The 16,086-nt window shown below is 73.9% G+C and carries 17 protein-coding genes and 1 riboswitch; of the genes, 6 read left to right on the top strand and 11 right to left on the bottom strand.

Features of this window, described 5'->3' with window-relative positions; genetic code table 11:
* Positions 1 to 41: 41 nt before the first annotated feature.
* Both WN71_RS19910 and WN71_RS19905 read left to right on the top strand, forming a co-directional pair.
* Complete coding sequence (locus WN71_RS19910; RefSeq protein ID WP_046591696.1) at positions 42 to 1,826, top strand: glycoside hydrolase family 15 protein; 1,785 nt, start codon at positions 42 to 44, stop codon at positions 1,824 to 1,826.
* A 5-nt stretch (positions 1,827 to 1,831) separates the two neighbouring features.
* On the top strand, positions 1,832 to 2,587 hold the full coding sequence (locus WN71_RS19905; RefSeq protein ID WP_046591697.1) for an SDR family oxidoreductase: 756 nt from the start codon (positions 1,832 to 1,834) through the stop codon (positions 2,585 to 2,587).
* Between the two features lie 32 nt (positions 2,588 to 2,619).
* Here WN71_RS19905 and amaP read toward each other — a convergent pair whose 3' ends face one another.
* From amaP to WN71_RS19880, 5 genes are read right to left on the bottom strand one after another with little or no spacing between them, the layout of a single operon-like run.
* Positions 2,620 to 3,198 carry an alkaline shock response membrane anchor protein AmaP gene (gene amaP, locus WN71_RS19900; RefSeq protein WP_046591698.1) on the bottom strand — a complete coding sequence of 193 codons (579 nt, stop codon included), beginning with the start codon at positions 3,196 to 3,198 and terminating at the stop codon, positions 2,620 to 2,622.
* A gap of 5 nt (positions 3,199 to 3,203) precedes the next feature.
* Entirely contained in the window at positions 3,204 to 3,872 is a 669-nt protein-coding gene (locus tag WN71_RS19895) for a DUF6286 domain-containing protein (RefSeq protein WP_046591699.1), read from the bottom strand.
* Entirely contained in the window at positions 3,869 to 4,246 is a 378-nt protein-coding gene (locus WN71_RS19890; RefSeq protein ID WP_046591700.1) for an Asp23/Gls24 family envelope stress response protein, read from the bottom strand. Before WN71_RS19890 ends, WN71_RS19895 begins: the two co-directional genes overlap by 4 nt.
* On the bottom strand, positions 4,243 to 4,437 hold the full coding sequence (locus WN71_RS19885) for a hypothetical protein (RefSeq protein ID WP_046591701.1): 195 nt from the start codon (positions 4,435 to 4,437) through the stop codon (positions 4,243 to 4,245). The genes WN71_RS19890 and WN71_RS19885 overlap by 4 nt, the downstream gene beginning before the upstream one ends.
* A gap of 28 nt (positions 4,438 to 4,465) precedes the next feature.
* Positions 4,466 to 4,945: an Asp23/Gls24 family envelope stress response protein gene (locus WN71_RS19880; RefSeq protein ID WP_046591702.1), complete on the bottom strand. Its 480-nt coding sequence runs from the start codon at positions 4,943 to 4,945 to the stop codon at positions 4,466 to 4,468.
* An 85-nt stretch (positions 4,946 to 5,030) separates the two neighbouring features.
* On the opposite strand from WN71_RS19880, the gene WN71_RS19875 reads away from it, so the two are divergent.
* Positions 5,031 to 5,852, top strand: a complete 822-nt coding sequence (locus WN71_RS19875; RefSeq protein WP_046591703.1) for a hypothetical protein — start codon at positions 5,031 to 5,033, stop codon at positions 5,850 to 5,852.
* Positions 5,853 to 5,942: 90 nt separating this feature from the next.
* On the opposite strand, the gene WN71_RS19870 is transcribed toward WN71_RS19875, so the two are convergent.
* The 3 genes from WN71_RS19870 to WN71_RS19860 all read right to left on the bottom strand — a co-directional run bounded on the left by WN71_RS19870 (position 5,943) and on the right by WN71_RS19860 (position 9,071).
* Entirely contained in the window at positions 5,943 to 6,746 is an 804-nt protein-coding gene (locus WN71_RS19870; RefSeq protein ID WP_046591704.1) for an enoyl-CoA hydratase/isomerase family protein, read from the bottom strand.
* Between the two features lie 134 nt (positions 6,747 to 6,880).
* Positions 6,881 to 7,102, bottom strand: a complete 222-nt coding sequence (locus WN71_RS19865) for a helix-turn-helix domain-containing protein (protein ID WP_006123601.1) — start codon at positions 7,100 to 7,102, stop codon at positions 6,881 to 6,883.
* 370 nt (positions 7,103 to 7,472) lie between these two features.
* A complete protein-coding gene (locus WN71_RS19860) occupies positions 7,473 to 9,071 on the bottom strand; it encodes an ABC-F family ATP-binding cassette domain-containing protein (protein ID WP_046591705.1) in 1,599 nt (532 codons plus the stop codon).
* Positions 9,072 to 9,317: 246 nt separating this feature from the next.
* Between WN71_RS19860 and WN71_RS19855 the strand changes: the two genes are divergently transcribed.
* Positions 9,318 to 9,731: a VOC family protein gene (locus tag WN71_RS19855; protein ID WP_046591706.1), complete on the top strand. Its 414-nt coding sequence runs from the start codon at positions 9,318 to 9,320 to the stop codon at positions 9,729 to 9,731.
* Between the two features lie 212 nt (positions 9,732 to 9,943).
* On the opposite strand, the gene WN71_RS39910 is transcribed toward WN71_RS19855, so the two are convergent.
* From WN71_RS39910 to WN71_RS19835, 3 genes are all read right to left on the bottom strand, one after another.
* Positions 9,944 to 11,521, bottom strand: a complete 1,578-nt coding sequence (locus WN71_RS39910; RefSeq protein WP_046591707.1) for a hypothetical protein — start codon at positions 11,519 to 11,521, stop codon at positions 9,944 to 9,946.
* A 306-nt stretch (positions 11,522 to 11,827) separates the two neighbouring features.
* The gene (locus tag WN71_RS19840) at positions 11,828 to 12,955 is read right to left on the bottom strand and encodes an alpha/beta hydrolase (RefSeq protein WP_046591708.1); all 1,128 of its coding nucleotides are present in this window, start codon (positions 12,953 to 12,955) and stop codon (positions 11,828 to 11,830) included.
* Positions 12,956 to 13,107: 152 nt separating this feature from the next.
* Positions 13,108 to 13,812, bottom strand: a complete 705-nt coding sequence (locus WN71_RS19835; protein ID WP_046591709.1) for a class II aldolase/adducin family protein — start codon at positions 13,810 to 13,812, stop codon at positions 13,108 to 13,110.
* A gap of 315 nt (positions 13,813 to 14,127) precedes the next feature.
* Between WN71_RS19835 and WN71_RS19830 the strand changes: the two genes are divergently transcribed.
* Both WN71_RS19830 and WN71_RS19825 read left to right on the top strand, forming a co-directional pair.
* On the top strand, positions 14,128 to 15,408 hold the full coding sequence (locus WN71_RS19830) for an inorganic phosphate transporter (protein ID WP_046591710.1): 1,281 nt from the start codon (positions 14,128 to 14,130) through the stop codon (positions 15,406 to 15,408).
* Positions 15,409 to 15,448: 40 nt separating this feature from the next.
* On the top strand, positions 15,449 to 15,676 hold the full coding sequence (locus WN71_RS19825) for a hypothetical protein (RefSeq protein WP_046591711.1): 228 nt from the start codon (positions 15,449 to 15,451) through the stop codon (positions 15,674 to 15,676).
* 256 nt (positions 15,677 to 15,932) lie between these two features.
* Positions 15,933 to 16,073, top strand: a riboswitch (cobalamin riboswitch).
* Positions 16,074 to 16,086 lie beyond the last annotated feature (13 nt).

Genomic DNA, 16,086 nt, shown 5'->3' with positions numbered 1-16,086 from the left:
CCCGTGATTGCCCGGCGCGGGCACCGGGAACCGGCACCTGCGTGCACCCGCGCATCGAGGACTACGCCCTCATCGGCGACGAACAGACCGCCGCCCTGGTCGGCCGCGACGGCTCCGTGGACTGGCTGTGCCTGCCCCGGTTCGACTCCCCCGCCTGCTTCGCCAGGCTGCTGGGCGGCGAGGAGAACGGCCACTGGCGCATCGCCCCCGAGGGCGCCGACCGCTGCACCCGCCGGGCCTACCGCGCCGACACCCTGGTGCTGGACACCGAGTGGGACACGCCGGACGGGTCGGTGCGGGTCACCGACCTGATGCCGCAGCGCGACGAGTTCCCCGACCTGGTGCGCATCGTCGAGGGGCTGAGCGGCAGCGTGACCGTGCGCAGCACGATCCGGCTCCGCTTCGACCACGGCTCGATCGTGCCGTGGATGCGGCGGGCCGACGGCCACCGCGTCGCCGTGGCCGGGCCGGACTCGGCGTGGCTGCGCGCCGAGCCCGCCGTGCACACGTGGGGCGAGGACTTCGGCACCCACTCGAAGTTCACCGTGGCCGAGGGCGAACGGGTGGCGTTCGTGCTCACCTGGCATCCCTCGCACGAGCCGCGCCCCGAGCCGGTCGACCCGTTCGCCTCGCTCGCCGGCAGCGTCGCCGACTGGCGGGCCTGGGCCGCCAAATGCCGCTACACGGGCCCCTACCGGGACGCCGTGATGCGCTCGCTGATCACCCTCAAGGCGCTCACGTACGCGCCCACCGGCGGCATCGTGGCCGCCCCCACCACCTCGCTGCCCGAGGAGCTCGGCGGGGTGCGCAACTGGGACTACCGGTACTGCTGGCTGCGCGACTCCACCCTCACCCTGGGCGCGCTGCTGACGGCCGGTTACCACGAGGAGGCGGAGGCCTGGCGCGACTGGCTGCTGCGCGCCGTCGCGGGCGACCCCGCGGACCTCCAGATCATGTACGGCCTCGGGGGCGAGCGCCGGCTGCCGGAGTTCGTGCTGCCGTGGCTGACCGGGTTCGCCGGGTCGGCGCCCGTGCGGATCGGCAACGAGGCGGTCAACCAGCTCCAGCTCGACGTCTACGGCGAGGTCATGGACTCGCTGTTCCTCGCCCGGGACTCGGGGCTGAGCACCAGACCGCACATGTGGTCGCTCCAGTGCGCGCTGATGAGCTTCCTGAAGGAGGCGTGGCGCCAGCCCGACGAGGGCCTGTGGGAGGTACGCGGCGATCGGCGGCACTTCGTGCACTCGAAGGTCATGGTGTGGGTGGCCGCGGACCGTGCGGTGCGGACCCTGGAGCAGTACCCGGAGCTCGACGGCGACCTCGACGGCTGGCGCACGATGCGCGACGAGGTGCACCAGGAGGTGTGCGAGCGCGGCTACGACCCCGCGCGGGGCACCTTCACCCAGTCCTACGGCTCCCGCGAACTGGACGCGGCCCTGCTGCTCATCCCGCGCTTCGGGTTCCTGCCGCCCGACGACCCCCGGGTGGTCGGCACCGTGGACGCGGTGCGCGCGGAACTGGGCCACGACGGCTTCGTGCGCCGGTACTCCACCGAGGGCGTCGCCGTCGACGGGCTCCCCGGCGCCGAGGGCACCTTCCTGGCCTGCTCGTTCTGGCTGGCCGACGCGCTGCATCTCACCGGCCGCCGCGACGAGGCCCGGGAGCTGTTCGACCGGCTGGTCGGCATCGCCAACGACGTCGGCCTGCTGGCGGAGGAGTACGACCCGGCGGCCCACCGCCAGCTCGGCAACTTCCCGCAGGCGTTCAGCCACATCGGCCTGGTCAACACCGCCCTCGCCCTGTACGGGCGGGACGGGGCAGGATAGGGACCATGGATCTTGGACTGAAGGACCGGGTGTACGTCGTCACCGGAGCCACCCGCGGGCTGGGCAACGCCGCCGCGCGGGAACTGGTCGCCGACGGCGCGAAGGTGGTCGTCACCGGGCGGGACGAGCAGCGGGTGGCCGACGCCGCGGCGGCGCTGGGCCCGGACGCGGCCGGGGTGGCCGTGGAGAACGCCGACCCCGACGCCCCCGCCCGGCTGATCGCGACCGCCCGGGAGCGGTTCGGCGGCTTCGACGGCATCCTCATCAGCGTCGGCGGCCCGCCGCCCGGGTTCGTCGCCGACAACACGGACGAGCAGTGGCGGGCCGCGTTCGACTCGGTGTTCCTGGGCGCGGTACGGCTCGCGCGCGCGGCGGCGGCGGAGCTGGAGCCGGGCGGCGTCATCGGCTTCGTGCTGTCCGGGTCGGTGTACGAGCCGATCCCGGGGCTGACCGTCTCCAACGGGCTGCGGCCGGGCCTGGCCGGGTTCGCCAAGTCGATCTCCGACGAGCTGGGCCCGCGGGGCATCCGGGTCGTGGGCCTGCTGCCGGCGCGGATCGACACCGACCGGGTGCGCGAGCTGGACGGGCTGTCGGCGGACCCGGAGGCGACGCGCGCCGCCCACGAGTCCCGCATCCCGCTGCGCCGGTACGGCACGCCGGAGGAGTTCGGGCGGGTGGCGGCGTTCCTGCTGTCCCCGGCCGCGTCGTACCTGACGGGCCTGATGCTGCCGGTGGACGGCGGGGCACTGCACGGGTTCTGAGGCTCACCAGCCAGGGCGGGCGGCCCGCCGTCTCAACTGACCCGTTCCGCGCGGTGCTTGACGCCGCGCAGGCGGACCTCGGCCGGGAGCGCGGCCAGCCGCGCCGAGTCGCGCGCGTGGGCCAGCGCCTCGGCCGTGAGTTCGTGCAGGGCCGCGGCCGGGTCCACATGCGGCTCCACCTGGAGGCGGACCCGCACCGCCGGGGCGTCGCGGCGGCCCCTGAGCTGCACGTGGACGTGGCGCACGCCCTCCTGGCCGGCCGCCTCCGCCGCGAGCACGTGCTCCAGGGCACGGCCCCGCAGCAGCGCGGTGTCCTGGTCGCCGGTGTCGACCAGGACCTCGGCGAGCCGGTGCCGGCGCACCACCGCGACCAGCCACCACAGGGACAGCAGCACCAGCACGGCGAGCGAGGCGATGACCGTCGGCCACCACCATCCGCTGTCCGTGTACTTCGTGCGCTGCGCGTCGCTCAGCACGACGTCGTGGCGGCTGCCGTAGATCCACCAGAACGGCGGCGACGCGCCCAGGCCGACGGCCAGCGCGGCGCCGCCGAACACGAGCAGCACCAGTCCGACGAGCCCGATCAGCACCCGGTTGACGGTCCGCAGCATCCCGCTCACCCCTTCCGTCCGGCCCGGCCGACCCGCACCGACACCGCCGGCGCCCGGACCAGGCCGAGGCCCTCGCTCGCCTCGGTGAGCGCGGTGTCCAGGTCGGCGTGGACGTCGTCGAGTTCGCGGTAGTGGGAGGAGGCGCGGACGTCCGCCTTGTGGCGCCGTACCCGTACGCGTACCGACTGCACGCCGGCCACCTCCATGGCGCGGTCGCGCAGGACCAGGGCGACCGCGGTGCGGTGCAGTCCGGCGCGGACGTCGGTGCGCGGGCTGCGCATCGGCAGCACCTTGCGCAGGCCGGGGGTGGCGGCGAGGACGACCAGCCACAGACCGAGCGCGGCCGCCACGCCGGAGCCGACCAGCACCCACGTGTCGTCGAGGGGGCGTTCGGCGAGCTGGTTCGCGAGGCCGTGGCGCCAGGCCATCGCGGAGTGGCCGGTGCGGACCGCGACGACGTCGTAGAGGGAGACGCCGGAGACGACGAGCAGGACGAGGGCGACGATGCCCGCGGGGACGCGGCGCGCCGACCAGAAGCGGCCCTTGCCGCCTCCTTCCCCGTCCAGGACGGGGGGTGACGGTTCGTCCGGCGACCAGCCGGGGTCGCTGGGGTCCCGCTTCTCCAGGACCGGCAGCCGCTGTGTGGTGCCCTGGGAGCCCTGGGGCTCGCTCATCGCGTCCTCCCCTGTGCCGCGCCGTGTGCCGGGGTCAGATGCAGCCGTTCCACCTGGACGGCGACCTCCGGCACCTCCATGCCCACCAACGCGCCTACCCGCTCGGCCACATGCCGACGCACCTCGGCGCTGCGGGCGCCGATGTCGCACGGATAGCCGAGTTCCAGGTGGATGCGGACGTGGGCCGTGCGGTGGTGCACGACGACGTTGGCGTACGGCGCCGCGGCCTTCTCGGGCGCGGGCGGCAGCACCTCCCGGGCCGCCTGCGCGGCGACCTTGGAGACGACGCGGTCGGCGATCCGGGTGGCGCCGCGCTCGGCGGGCTCGACGGCCGCCGGAGGTCTGCGCCGTGCGGCGCCGGTGGCGGAGGTCACCGGCGCCGGTCCCGCCGCTCGTCGCGGGTGCGGAACAGCTCGCCGAGATCCAGGTCGCCCTCCAGGAACCGCCCGACCACGAAGCCGATGGCGCCCAGCGCGGCCACCAGCAGGAAGGCGCCGAAACCGCCGAAGTACCCGGCGAAGCCCAGCGCCATGCCGGCGATCATGCCGACGACGGCCATGTTCATCGTGCGCTCCTCATGTCACCGCCGCCGGTCACTGGATCCTGGGCTCCGGCTCCTCGTCCTCCTCGTCGGGCAGCTTCACGTCGCTGACCGCGATGTTGACCTCGACGACTTCGAGGCCCGTCATGCGTTCGACGGCGGCGACGACGTTCTCCCGCACCGCGCGCGCGACGTCGGAGATCGACACGCCGTAGTCGACGACGATCTCCAGGTCGAGCGCGGTCTGCACCTCGCCGACCTCGGCCTTCACTCCCCTGGTGGCGGCGGACTTGGCGCTGCCGGGCACCCGGTCGCGCACGGCTCCGAACGTCCGGGACAGTCCGCTGCCCATGGCGTGCACGCCCAGCACGTCGCGGGCGGCCAGGCCCGCGATCTTCTCCACGACGCCGTCGGCGATGGTGGTACGGCCGCGGGAGGCGGGGTCGCCGCCGCCGCGCCGGGTCGCCTTGCGGGTCTGCACCGGATCGCTCTCGCCCTCGGGGTTCGCCGTCCGGTTGGTCATGTCGGTCATAGCCGTACGCCCCTTCGGTCGTCGTCCTTCGACCACCGTAAGTGCGCTCGCGCTCTCCCGCCCCGCGATGGGGCAGGCTGGAGCAATGACGGCGGAGCGATGGGCACAGGGTGTGCGGCATCAACTGGGGCTGGGCAGGCTGCTGCCGCTCGGCGGCCCGGGTGACGGCGCGTGGATCGTGGAGGGGGTCGCGGCGGCCGTGCTGCGGCGGGCGGCGGCGGGCGTGCGGGGGGTGCGTCCGGGGCGGCTGCGGATCGCGCTCACGGACCCGGACGACGCGCAGGAGCCGGCGGTCCCCCCGCCGCCGGGCGCGCTGCCGCCCGGCCCGCTGCGGGTGACGGCGGACTTCGCGGCGACGGCGGCCGAACCGCTGCCGGCGACGGCGTCCCGGCTGCGCGCGGCCCTGACCGCGACGGCGACGGCCGCCCTCGGTCTGACGGTGACGGAGGTGGACCTGCGGGTCACGGACCTGCTGGAGGAGGGGGACGAGGACGTCACGGCGGACGCGCCGGACGTCCTCGACGGGATCGAAGGGTTCGACGGGCCCGGTGCGGGCGGGGTGCCGGACGCGGGCGTCGCGGAGGACGGCGTACGGCCGTCCGGGGTCTCGCGCGCGCCCGAGGGCGCCGATCCGGACGATGTCCGGGCGGGCGCGGCGGCGCTGGGGGTGCCGGGGGTGGCCGGGCTGGCCGCGCTCGGGGGCATCGGGCGCGCGGTGCATCTGGAGGAGCGCGGGGGCGACGGGGCGGCCCTGCCGCGGCCGCACGCCCGCGTGGAGATCGCGGTGGCGCCGGACCACCGCCCGTCGGACGTGGCCCGCGAGGTCCGCACAGCAGTCGAAACGGCCCTCCCGAACCACCCGACGGTGGCCGTGGTGGTCACGGCGGTGACCGACCCGGGAACGTGACCCCCGCGCCCCAAAGGGGCGCGGGGAACTGCGCGAACACCCCCACGGACCGGCAGCCGACCGACAGACCCCGGCCCGGAGGACCAGGGCTCACTCCCCCAGGCCGGCCAGGTCCCGCAGCCGCCGAGCCTGAGCGGCACGCTCCGCCGCACGCTGGTCGTCGTAGGACCGCCCGGAGGCCCCACGCAGCAGCGCCTTCGTCTCGATCACGGCATCCCGCGGAGCGGCCAGCAGCGCGGCCGCGAGGTCGTGTGCGGCGCCGTCGAGCTGGTCGCCGGGCACGGCGAGGTTCGCCAGGCCGATGCCGACGGCCTCCTCGGCGCCCACGAACCGCCCGGTGACGCAGATCTCCAGCGCGCGGGCGTACCCGACGAGCCCCACCAGCGGATGCGTCCCGGTCAGGTCGGGCACGATGCCCAGGCTGGTCTCGCGCATGGCGAACTGCACGTCGTCGGCGACGACGCGGAGGTCGCACGCGAGGGCGAGCTGGAAGCCCGCACCGATGGCATGGCCCTGTACGGCGGCGACGGTCACCAGGTCGCTCCGCCGCCACCAGGTGAATCCCTCCTGGTATCCGGCGATGGACGCGTCGAGTCCGGCGTCGTCACGGCCCGCCAGCTCGGTGAACGTGGGCTCGCCCGGGATCCCCTCCGGAGTGAACATCCTGCGGTCCAGTCCGGCGGAGAAGGACTGCCCCTCACCGCGCAGCACGACGACCCGCACCGTGCCCGGCAGCAGCCGTCCGGCCTCGGCGAGCGCCCGCCACATGGCCGGGCTCTGCGCGTTGCGCTTGGCCGGATTGGTCAGCGTCACCGTGGCGAGCGCGTCGTCGACGGTGAGCCGTACGCCGTCCTTGTCGAGAACGGGCGTGAGGTCCTGCTCGGGCGAAGCCATGGGGCGCCTCCGATGAGTGCGGTCATGCTGGATGCCGTAGGACGGCACAGCTAAGTGACTGCACAGTAACCACCCGGCCGATCGATCGACCGACCGGGTGGCCACCTATCGAAGCCGATGGGGCCGCCCGGGGCTCAGGCCGAAGCGGCCTTCTTGCCCCGGGTCGCCCCGCCGCGTCCACGCAGCGTGACGCCCGACTCGCTGAGCATCCGGTGCACGAAGCCATACGAGCGGCCGGTTTCCTCGGCCAGTGCCCGAATGCTCGCACCGGAGTCGTACTTCTTCTTCAGGTCTGCCGCGAGCTTGTCGCGCGCGGCGCCGGTCACCCGGCTGCCCTTCTTCAGAGTCTCGGCCACCCGTGCCTCCTCATGGGAAGTGCGCTCTGGTCTCCTCATGATCACCCCTACCGCCGTCGATGGCCACCCATTCGGCAAGGTCCGTGAGACATCGTTGTGACGACAGGAGCACATCCCCACAAGCGGAATAGGACCCTCCACACAGTGTCGTCCGTACCGCCGAACGGGTTGTTCCGCGAAGTACCAGGTCAGGGACGCACGACGGCCGATCCCTTGTCGACAAAGGGATCGGCCGCAATTTCCGTGTAGGACACACCCCGGTACGAGGAGATCTCACACAGATGATGGATCACCGATGGGCCGAATGATCCATAGCCAGTGGATCAGTCTTTCGATCACACCGGAGGGGCGGAAGGAGGCTCCGCCCGGCTCAGGCCAGGGCGACGAGATCCGCGTAGTCCGCGCCCCACAGGTCCTCGACGCCGTCCGGCAGCAGGATGATCCGCTCCGGCTGGAGCGCCTCGACGGCACCCTCGTCGTGCGTGACGAGGACGACGGCGCCCTTGTACGTGCGCAGCGCGCCGAGGATCTCCTCGCGGCTGGCCGGGTCGAGGTTGTTCGTCGGCTCGTCGAGCAGCAGGACGTTCGCCGAGGAGACGACCAGGGTGGCGAGCGCCAGCCGGGTCTTCTCGCCGCCGGAGAGCACCCCGGCGGGCTTGTCGACGTCGTCGCCGGAGAAGAGGAACGAGCCGAGCACCTTGCGGACCTCGACGAGGTCCATGTCGGGCGCCGCGGACCGCATGTTCTCCAGGACGCTGCGGTCCGGGTCGAGCGTCTCGTGCTCCTGCGCGTAGTAGCCGAGCTTGAGCCCGTGGCCGGGCACGACGGCGCCGGTGTCGGGCTGCTCGACACCCCCGAGCAGCCGCAGCAGCGTGGTCTTGCCGGCGCCGTTGAGGCCGAGGATGACGACCCGCGAGCCCTTGTCGATGGCGAGGTCGACGTCGGTGAAGATCTCCAGCGATCCGTACGACTTCGACAGACCCTCGGCGGTGAGCGGCGTACGGCCGCAGGGCGCGGGCTCGGGGAAGCGCAGCTTGGCGACCTTGTCGGACTGGCGCACGGCCTCCAGGCCGGACAGCAGCTTGTCGGCGCGCCGGGCCATGTTCTGCGCGGCGACCGTCTTGGTGGCCTTGGCGCGCATCTTGTCGGCCTGCGAGTGCAGGGCGGCGGCCTTCTTCTCGGCGTTGGCGCGTTCGCGCTTGCGGCGCTTCTCGTCGGCCTCGCGCTGCTGCTGGTAGAGCTTCCAGCCCATGTTGTAGACGTCGATCTGGGCGCGGTTGGCGTCCAGGTAGAACACCTTGTTGACGACCGTCTCGACCAGGTCGACGTCGTGGGAGATCACGATGAAGCCGCCGCGGTACGTCTTCAGGTAGTCCCGCAGCCAGATGATCGAGTCGGCGTCGAGGTGGTTGGTCGGCTCGTCGAGCAGCAGGGTGTCCGCGTCGGAGAACAGGATGCGGGCCAGCTCGATACGGCGGCGCTGACCGCCGGAGAGCGTGTGCAGGGGCTGGCCGAGCACCCGGTCGGGCAGGTTGAGCGCGGCGGCGATGGTGGCGGCCTCGGCCTCGGCGGCGTACCCGCCCTTGGTGAGGAACTCCGTCTCCTGGCGCTCGTACTGCTTCATGGCCTTCTCGCGGGTGGCGCCCTGGCCGCCCGCGATGCGCTGCTCGTTCTCGCGCATCTTGCGCAGCAGCACGTCGAGGCCGCGCGCGGACAGGACGCGGTCGCGGGCGAGGACGTCGAGGTCGCCGGTGCGCGGGTCCTGCGGGAGGTAGCCGACCTCGCCGGAGCGGGTGATGGCACCGGCCGCCGGGATGCCCTCCCCGGCCAGGCACTTCGTGAGCGTGGTCTTGCCGGCGCCGTTGCGCCCGACGAGGCCGATGCGGTCGCCCTTGGCGACACGGAAGGAAGCGTTCTCGATGAGGACACGCGCGCCGGCGCGCAGCTCGATACCGGAGGCGGAGATCACGGACAGACTCCAGGGCAGGGGAGGAATTGGCGGTGGACGGTCGCGGACGTTCCCGCCGTCTAATGCGCGAGGAGAATGGCCATGAGTTCATTCTAACGGGGCCGTGCAAGCGCTTTTTCGCCCGGTTGCCGGGTCCCGGGCCGGCGGGCGGGCGGCTTCCGGGCCGCTTCCGGGCCGTTGTCAGTGGTCGCTGCGAGACTGTCGGCAGGTGGTCGATCCGGCCGTCGTCACGAAGGAGTGATCGGCATGGCAGGCACGAACGGCGCACGTCCGAGCATCTATCCGTCGCTGCTGTACGCGGACGCCAAGGCGGCCATCCGGCAGCTGACCGAGGCCCTCGGCTTCACCGAGCTGTCGGTGTACGAGGGCGAGGACGGCTCGGTGCTGCACGCCGAGCTGGCGCAGGGCAACGGCGCCGTGATGCTCGGCTCCAAGGGCCGCGGCGGCGTCTTCGACTCGGCGATGAAGGGCGCGGGCCCCAGCGGGACGTACATCGTGGTGGACGACGTCGACGCGCACCACCGGCGGGCCGTGGAGCACGGCGTGGAGATCCTGATGCCCCCGACCGACCAGGACTACGGCTCGCGGGACTACATGGCCCGCGACGCCGAGGGCAACATCTGGAGCTTCGGGACGTACGCGCCGACGATCGGCGGCTAGGGCGCAACACGCCCTAGGCCCCCGGCGGTCGAGGCGGCGCGGGCCCCGAGCGGCCCCAGGCGGCCGCCTCCGCGCAGTCGTACGGCGCTCACACGCCGCGCGGCCGTGCGGCGTGAGCCTCGCGTGGTCGTGCGGCGCCCGGCCCCGCGCGGTCGTCCGCGTGCGTAGGCCGTCCTACGCACGCGTCCAGACGCCGGGTCGTGCGCCCGTGTCTAGACGCCGCCCCTGTGCACCTGGAAGGCGGCCCGGCGCACGGCCTTGGCGAGGGCCGGGTCGGGGTGGGCCGCAGCGAGCGCGACCAGCACCTGCACGGTGCGCGGGTGGCCGACCCGGCGGACCTCGTCGAGCAGCTGCGGGACGGTGGGCTGCACCGCGGACTCCAGGTGGCGCACCAGCATCGGCGCCTCACCGTGGTCGGCCACCGCGGCGGCGGTGTCCACCCACAGCCAGGTGGCCTCCTCCCGGGTGAGCACCTCGTGGGCGTCCTCGGGGTCGACCCCGTCGTGCTCGGCCAGCCACAGCAGGGCGTACGGCCTGAGCGCGGGGTCGCCGAGCACGGCGCGCACGTCCGGCTCGGCGGGGGCGCCGACGACGCGCAGCGCCTCGAAGGCGAGGCCGCGCAGCAGGGCGTCGTCGCCGCGGGCGGCACCGAGCAGCTCGCCGACGGCGCTGCCGACCGGGCGGGCCGCGAGCCAGGCGCGGTACTCGGCGCGGGCGGCGTTGGGGCGCAGCTGGGCGCAGCCGCGCAGCATGTCCTCGGCGGACTGCTCGATGTTGCCGGCGGGGCTCTGCGCGGCCACGCAGATCTGCTCCAGCTTGACCCAGACGGCCCAGCTGCCCAGCGGGGTGAGCGTGGCCTGCCCGTCCCCGCAGGTCAGCGCGCCCACGGAGGCGAGGGCGTCGAGCGCCCAGTCGAGCAGGGGGGCCAGCTCGGCGGCTTCGGCGGCCACGCCGGTCGCGCCGGCCACGGCGGTCGCGGCGGTGCCGGCAGTCGCCGTGATGTCGGCGGGCGCGGCGAGGTGAGCGGGCGCCGCGAGGTCGGCGGGCGTCGTGACGTCCACGGGCGCCGTCACGTCCACGGACGCGGTGAGGGGCGCGGACGCGGTGAGGGGCGCGGACGCTGTGACGTCGGCGGGCGTGAGGGTGCCGGCGGGTGCGATCGCTTCGACGGGCGCGAGGGTGTCGGCGCTCGCCGGGGCGTCGGCGCTCGCGCCGCTCTCGGCCGGGTCGGCGACGGCGGAGACGGCGGGCGCGGTGACGGGCGCGAGCGGGGCCAGGGGGGCCGCCGGGTCGGGCTGCGGGCCGTAGGGGACCTCGCAGCGCTCGGTGCGCAGTTCGGTGACCCGCTGCCGGAGCAGGTCGAGGAGCTGCTCGCGGGGCACGGGCCCGGCGGACAGCTGGAGGAAGGACAGCACCTGGGGCATGGCCGACACCACGTCGGCCACGGCCCCGTGCTCGTGCGGCTCGGGCTCCGGGTGGGCCAGCGACCACGCGTCGAACAGGGCGACCCAGCCGCGCAGCACGGCGCTGTCGTCGCGGTCCCAGGCGCGCAGCCGCCAGCCGGGGCGGGCGTCGTCGCCGTGCACCTCGACCAGGCCGGCGAGGCGGGCGGTGTCCCAGTCGGCGCGGACCTGCGCCGCGCTCAGGCCGAGGTCGTCGGCGGCGCGCTCGGCGGTCGCGTCGGAGAGGGTGGCCTTGCCGTCGCCGGCCGCGCCGTCCCGGCCGGGGCCGAGGAAGGCGTCGGCCCAGCGGGCGACACGGGCGGCTCCGGCGAGACCGGAGCGTGCCATTCTGGCCAGTTCCGCGGGTGCCGGTGTGCCCTCGGGCGGCCGGGGTGCGGCGCGGCGCGGGCGCCGCTGGTTCACAGCTCTGGGGGCGGCGGCCAGGGGTCGCGGACGGACGAGTCGAAGCCTGGAGTCGCGCGGGATACGGGACGTCACGGGTGCAGTCTCGCGGTTGACGGTGCGAAAACCCAAACGGAATGTCACGGCGGGCGACGGACTGGGCCAACGCACAAGGTCGGGCACCGGGTGGGCAGGCATGTTCAGGCCATGCCCGCGGGGGCAAACGGAAGCGTCGCGACCGGGCGCCGACGGTCACATCAGCGGGGTCAGGAAGCGGCGCAGGGCCTCCTCGTACCCGGCGGGGTCGGCGTTCCACATGGCGCCGTGCGGGGCCCGCGCGACGGTGCGCAGGGCGACCCGGCCGGGGTTGCGGGCGGCGAGGCGGCGGGACAGCTCCCACGGCGCGACGGAGTCGTCCGGGCCGTGGAAGACCAGGGTCGGCACCCGTAGCCGGGAGGGGTCGGTGACGTCGGTGATGCGGTCGCCGTGCAGCCCGGTGCGGCCCTGGGCGGCGCGCACCGCGAGCGGCAGCACCACGCCGGGGGTGTGCCGGGCCGAGGCGAGGGCGCGCAGCGTGGTCTCCCAGCTGAGCACGGGCGAGTCGAGGACCAGGCCGCTGACGTGCTCGCGGACCGCGGAGTGCGCGGCGGCGCGCAGCGCCATGGTGGCGCCGGTGGACCAGCCGAGCAGGACGACGCTCCGGGCGCCGTAGCGCACGGCGTAGCGGACGGCGGCGTCCAGGTCGCGCCACTCGGTCTCGCCGAGGTGGTTGAGGCCGTCGGTGGGGCGGGGCGCGCCGAGGTCGCCGCGGTAGGCGAGGGCGAGCACGGGGAGCCCGCGGCGGTTCAGGAACCCCATGAGGTTCATGGCGTGCTCGCGGGTGGTGCCGAGGCCGTGCACCGCGATCACCCAGGTGGTGCGGGTGCCGGGCACGAACCAGGCGGGCAGGGCGCCGAGCTCGCCGGGCACGTCGACGTCGGCGTGTTCGAGGCCGAGGGCGGCACCGGGGTCGCCGACGTACAGGTTGGGGGTGAGCCACACCTTGTCGCCGGAGGCCAGGGAGCCGTGGGTGACCCGTTCGAGCCGGCGCACCACGGTGTCCGCGGTGTTGGGCGCGGACGCCAGGATGTCGCCCACGACGGCGTGCGAGCCGTCCCCGCCCAGCCCGTAGGTGCCGGGGCGCAGGGAGGCCAGGTCGCGGGTGAGGGTGATCCGGCCGGCGGCCGTGCCGTGCACGGTGAGCCGGGGTTCGGTGGGCAGCGGCCGGCCGGCGGGCGCCTTGAGCGCGGCGTCGCTGGCGATGCGGCCGGCGGCCACGCTGGCCGCTCCGGCGGCGAGGGCGACGGTGACGGCGGTGGCCGTGGCTTTGACTGTGCGCACGCGTCCAGTGTCGGGGCGGACGACACAGGCGGCCAGCCGGAGCGGGGGTCGGGGTGACGTGCTCACCCGTTCCTTGTGCCCGCTGCCGGACCGTTGTTGCTGCCACGGCCTGTCGCGGTCACCCCCTCGTCGGCCGCGCCCCGCCGCCGCGCTCACCGACCCTGCCCGTACCCCCGCAGCTTCAGGGCCGCGTCGGCCATCTGTTCCTCGGTGAGCAGGGACGGGGTCAGGCCCGGGATCGAGGACGCCGTCAGCCACAGGCGGCACATCCACTCCAGCTGGGCCGTGCGGTCGTAGGCGCGGTCGAGGGTGTCGCCGTAGGAGAGCGTGCCGTGGTTGCGCAGCAGGCAGGCCGTGCGGCCGGACAGCGCGCGCAGCATGTTCTCGGCCAGCTCCTGGCTGCCGTAGGTGGCGTACGGGGCGACCCGGACGGCGCCGCCGAGCGCGCCGGACAGGTAGTGGATCGGCGGGAGCTCCTCGACGAGCGTGGAGACGGCCGTGGCGTGCACGGCGTGGGTGTGCACGACGGCGCGGGCGTCGGTGGCGCGGTAGACGGCCAGGTGCATGGGGAGTTCGCTGGTGGGCAGCAGCGCGCCGAGCACCTGGCGGCCGTCCAGGGCGACGCCGGTGATGTCGTCGGCGCTCAGCCGGTCGTACGGCACGCCCGTCGGGGTGACCAGCACGGTGTCGCCGACGCGGACCGAGACGTTGCCGGAGGTGCCGACGACCAGCCCGTCGGACACCGTGCGCCGGGCCGTCGCGACGAGTTGGTCCCAGGCGAGCGCCCGCGCCTTCGCCGCCTCCCGCTCGTCATGTTCGGCCTTTGCGCCGGGTTCGCCGCCTCTTTGCTCGCTCATGCCGGCGATCCTGCCAGGAGCCGTACGGACGGCGGGAGCGGCGCCGCACACCAGCCCGAAATAGCGTCTCCGTGAGGGGTCGTATACGCACGGCAGCGACGGGTGATCGTGTGATGTAGATCACTTTCGGGGCGCCGCGGCCCGGCTGGAAACGCTTACCCGAGGGTGACGGTCAAGCGGCGCACGGCCCGTCGATCTCAAACGAAATCCCGGCATCCTCCTACAGACACCCGGATGCCCGTCCCAGTTCACCTTCCGTTCACCCAGGTTACTTACGTTCAACCAGCCAATTACTACGAACGATTGCCTGGGTAAATGGAAAACTTCTCGCTGATCCTCGCGATTGTGGTCGTCACCGCACTCGCGTTCGATTTCACGAACGGTTTCCACGACACCGCGAACGCGATGGCCACCACCATCTCGACCGGTGCACTCAAGCCCAAGGTCGCGGTGGCCATGTCCGCCGCGCTCAACCTTGCCGGCGCCTTCCTCTCCGTCGAGGTCGCCAACACGATCTCCAAGGGTCTCGTCGACGAGAACGGAATCCAGCCCGAGGTCATCTTCGCCGCACTGGTCGGCGCGATCCTCTGGAACCTGGTGACGTGGCTCGTAGGACTGCCGTCCAGTTCCTCGCACGCCCTCATGGGCGGTCTGATCGGCGCCACCGTCGCCTCGGCCGGCACGGGTGCCGTCCACGGTGACGTGCTCGTCAGCAAGGTGCTGCTCCCCGCCGTCGCGGCACCGGTCGTCGCGGGTCTCGCGGCGATGCTCGCGACCCGCTTCTCCTACGTCGCCGGCAAGAAGTCCGACGGCGAGGCCGCCCGCAAGGGCTACCGCGCGGGCCAGATCGCCTCCGCCGGCCTGGTCTCCCTCGCCCACGGCACCAACGACGCGCAGAAGACGATGGGCGTCATCACCCTGGCCCTGGTCGCCGGCGGCGTCGTCGCCCCCGACTCGAACCCTCCCACCTGGGTGATCCTCTCGGCCGGCATGGCCATCGCGCTCGGCACCTACCTCGGCGGCTGGCGCATCATCCGCACCATGGGCAAGGGCCTGACCGACCTCCAGCCGCAGCAGGGCTTCGCCGCCCAGACCAGCGCCGCGACGGTCATCCTGGCCTCCTCCCACCTCGGCTTCTCGCTCTCCACCACGCACGCCGTCTCCGGTTCGGTGATGGGCGCGGGCCTGGGCCGCAAGGGTGGTGTGGTCCGCTGGTCCACCGCGACCCGGATGGCCGTCGCCTGGGTCCTGACCCTGCCCGCCGCCGCCCTGGTCGGCGCGGGCGCCGAGTCCCTCACGGACCTCGGCGACTGGGGCACCGGCCTTGTCGCGGCCTTCCTGGTCGCCGCCAGCGCCACGATCTGGAAGCTGTCGCGCCGCAACGTGGTCGACTCGTCCAACGTGGTCGACGACGCGGAGCCGGCCGGTGTGATCACCACGACCATCGCCATGGTGGCCCCGCCGCCCGCCGGCACGGTCGCGGAGGCCGACGCCGAGACCGCGCCCGCCGCGGAGCCGAGCAACGTGACCGCGCTGCCGCTCCCCGCCCAGCCCCTGACCGCCGACCCCGCGGCCCCGCCGGCCGCGGCGGTCTGAGCCCGACCACCCGGTTCCCCCGGCAACCCAAGGAAGTTCCATGACAATCGACTGGGCGGCCCTCGGCTCCGTCTTCGGCGTCAGCCTCGTGGTCACGGTGGCCCTGGTGGGCCTGTTCACCCTCGGCATCGCGGGCCTGTCGCGCCGCGAACGCGCCACCGCGCAGGGCGGCACCGCGGCCCTCGCCACCACGGCGGCGTACCTCTGCTTCGCGACCTGCGCGGCAGCGGTCGTCTACGGCCTTCACCTGATCGTGGCCAAGTCCTGAGCGAGGCCACTTCCTGATGGTGGCCACGTCATGACCGAGGCCACTTCCTGATGGTGGCCAGGTCCTGACCGGGGCCACCGACAGCACACGGCACCACCATCCGGGGTGCGGAACGGAATCCTCCGTCCCGCACCCCGGGTGTTTTCGGGAAGACCTCCCCCGCCACACCCCGTGTGCGTTCGGGCAACTCCCGTCGCACCGCGCGCATGTGGGCCTGCCCACACTCCGTCGCCGCTGGTCAGCAGCGAGTTGACGCCCCTTCCGGGCCCGTGGTGGACTTCCGGGGCCATGTACGGAGGCAGAAGAGGAAGCCGGTGTGAATCCGGCGCGGTCCCGCCACTGTCACCGGGGTAGCCATCCCCCGGGAGCCAGGAACTCTCGCCGCCGGTCTCGTCGAACCAGGGCGTGGA

The sequence above is a fragment of the Streptomyces mangrovisoli genome (assembly GCF_000974985.2).
Lineage (GTDB): Bacteria > Actinomycetota > Actinomycetes > Streptomycetales > Streptomycetaceae > Streptomyces > Streptomyces mangrovisoli.
This window is presented reverse-complemented; position numbering and strand designations above follow the sequence as displayed.

What these genes read in the sequence shown, in the direction of transcription:
- WN71_RS19835 (WP_046591709.1), bottom strand. Translation starts at nt 13,812, where the DNA reads ATGAGCGAGCAAAGAGGCGGCGAACCCGGCGCAAAGGCCGAACATGAC.
- WN71_RS19855 (WP_046591706.1), top strand. Translation starts at nt 9,318, where the DNA reads ATGGCAGGCACGAACGGCGCACGTCCGAGCATCTATCCGTCGCTGCTG.
- WN71_RS19825 (WP_046591711.1), top strand. Translation starts at nt 15,449, where the DNA reads ATGACAATCGACTGGGCGGCCCTCGGCTCCGTCTTCGGCGTCAGCCTC.
- WN71_RS19895 (WP_046591699.1), bottom strand. Translation starts at nt 3,872, where the DNA reads ATGAGCGAGCCCCAGGGCTCCCAGGGCACCACACAGCGGCTGCCGGTC.
- WN71_RS19880 (WP_046591702.1), bottom strand. Translation starts at nt 4,945, where the DNA reads ATGACCGACATGACCAACCGGACGGCGAACCCCGAGGGCGAGAGCGAT.
- WN71_RS19885 (WP_046591701.1), bottom strand. Translation starts at nt 4,437, where the DNA reads ATGAACATGGCCGTCGTCGGCATGATCGCCGGCATGGCGCTGGGCTTC.
- WN71_RS19870 (WP_046591704.1), bottom strand. Translation starts at nt 6,746, where the DNA reads ATGGCTTCGCCCGAGCAGGACCTCACGCCCGTTCTCGACAAGGACGGC.
- amaP (WP_046591698.1), bottom strand. Translation starts at nt 3,198, where the DNA reads ATGCTGCGGACCGTCAACCGGGTGCTGATCGGGCTCGTCGGACTGGTG.
- WN71_RS19905 (WP_046591697.1), top strand. Translation starts at nt 1,832, where the DNA reads ATGGATCTTGGACTGAAGGACCGGGTGTACGTCGTCACCGGAGCCACC.
- WN71_RS19875 (WP_046591703.1), top strand. Translation starts at nt 5,031, where the DNA reads ATGACGGCGGAGCGATGGGCACAGGGTGTGCGGCATCAACTGGGGCTG.
- WN71_RS39910 (WP_046591707.1), bottom strand. Translation starts at nt 11,521, where the DNA reads ATGGCACGCTCCGGTCTCGCCGGAGCCGCCCGTGTCGCCCGCTGGGCC.
- WN71_RS19830 (WP_046591710.1), top strand. Translation starts at nt 14,128, where the DNA reads ATGGAAAACTTCTCGCTGATCCTCGCGATTGTGGTCGTCACCGCACTC.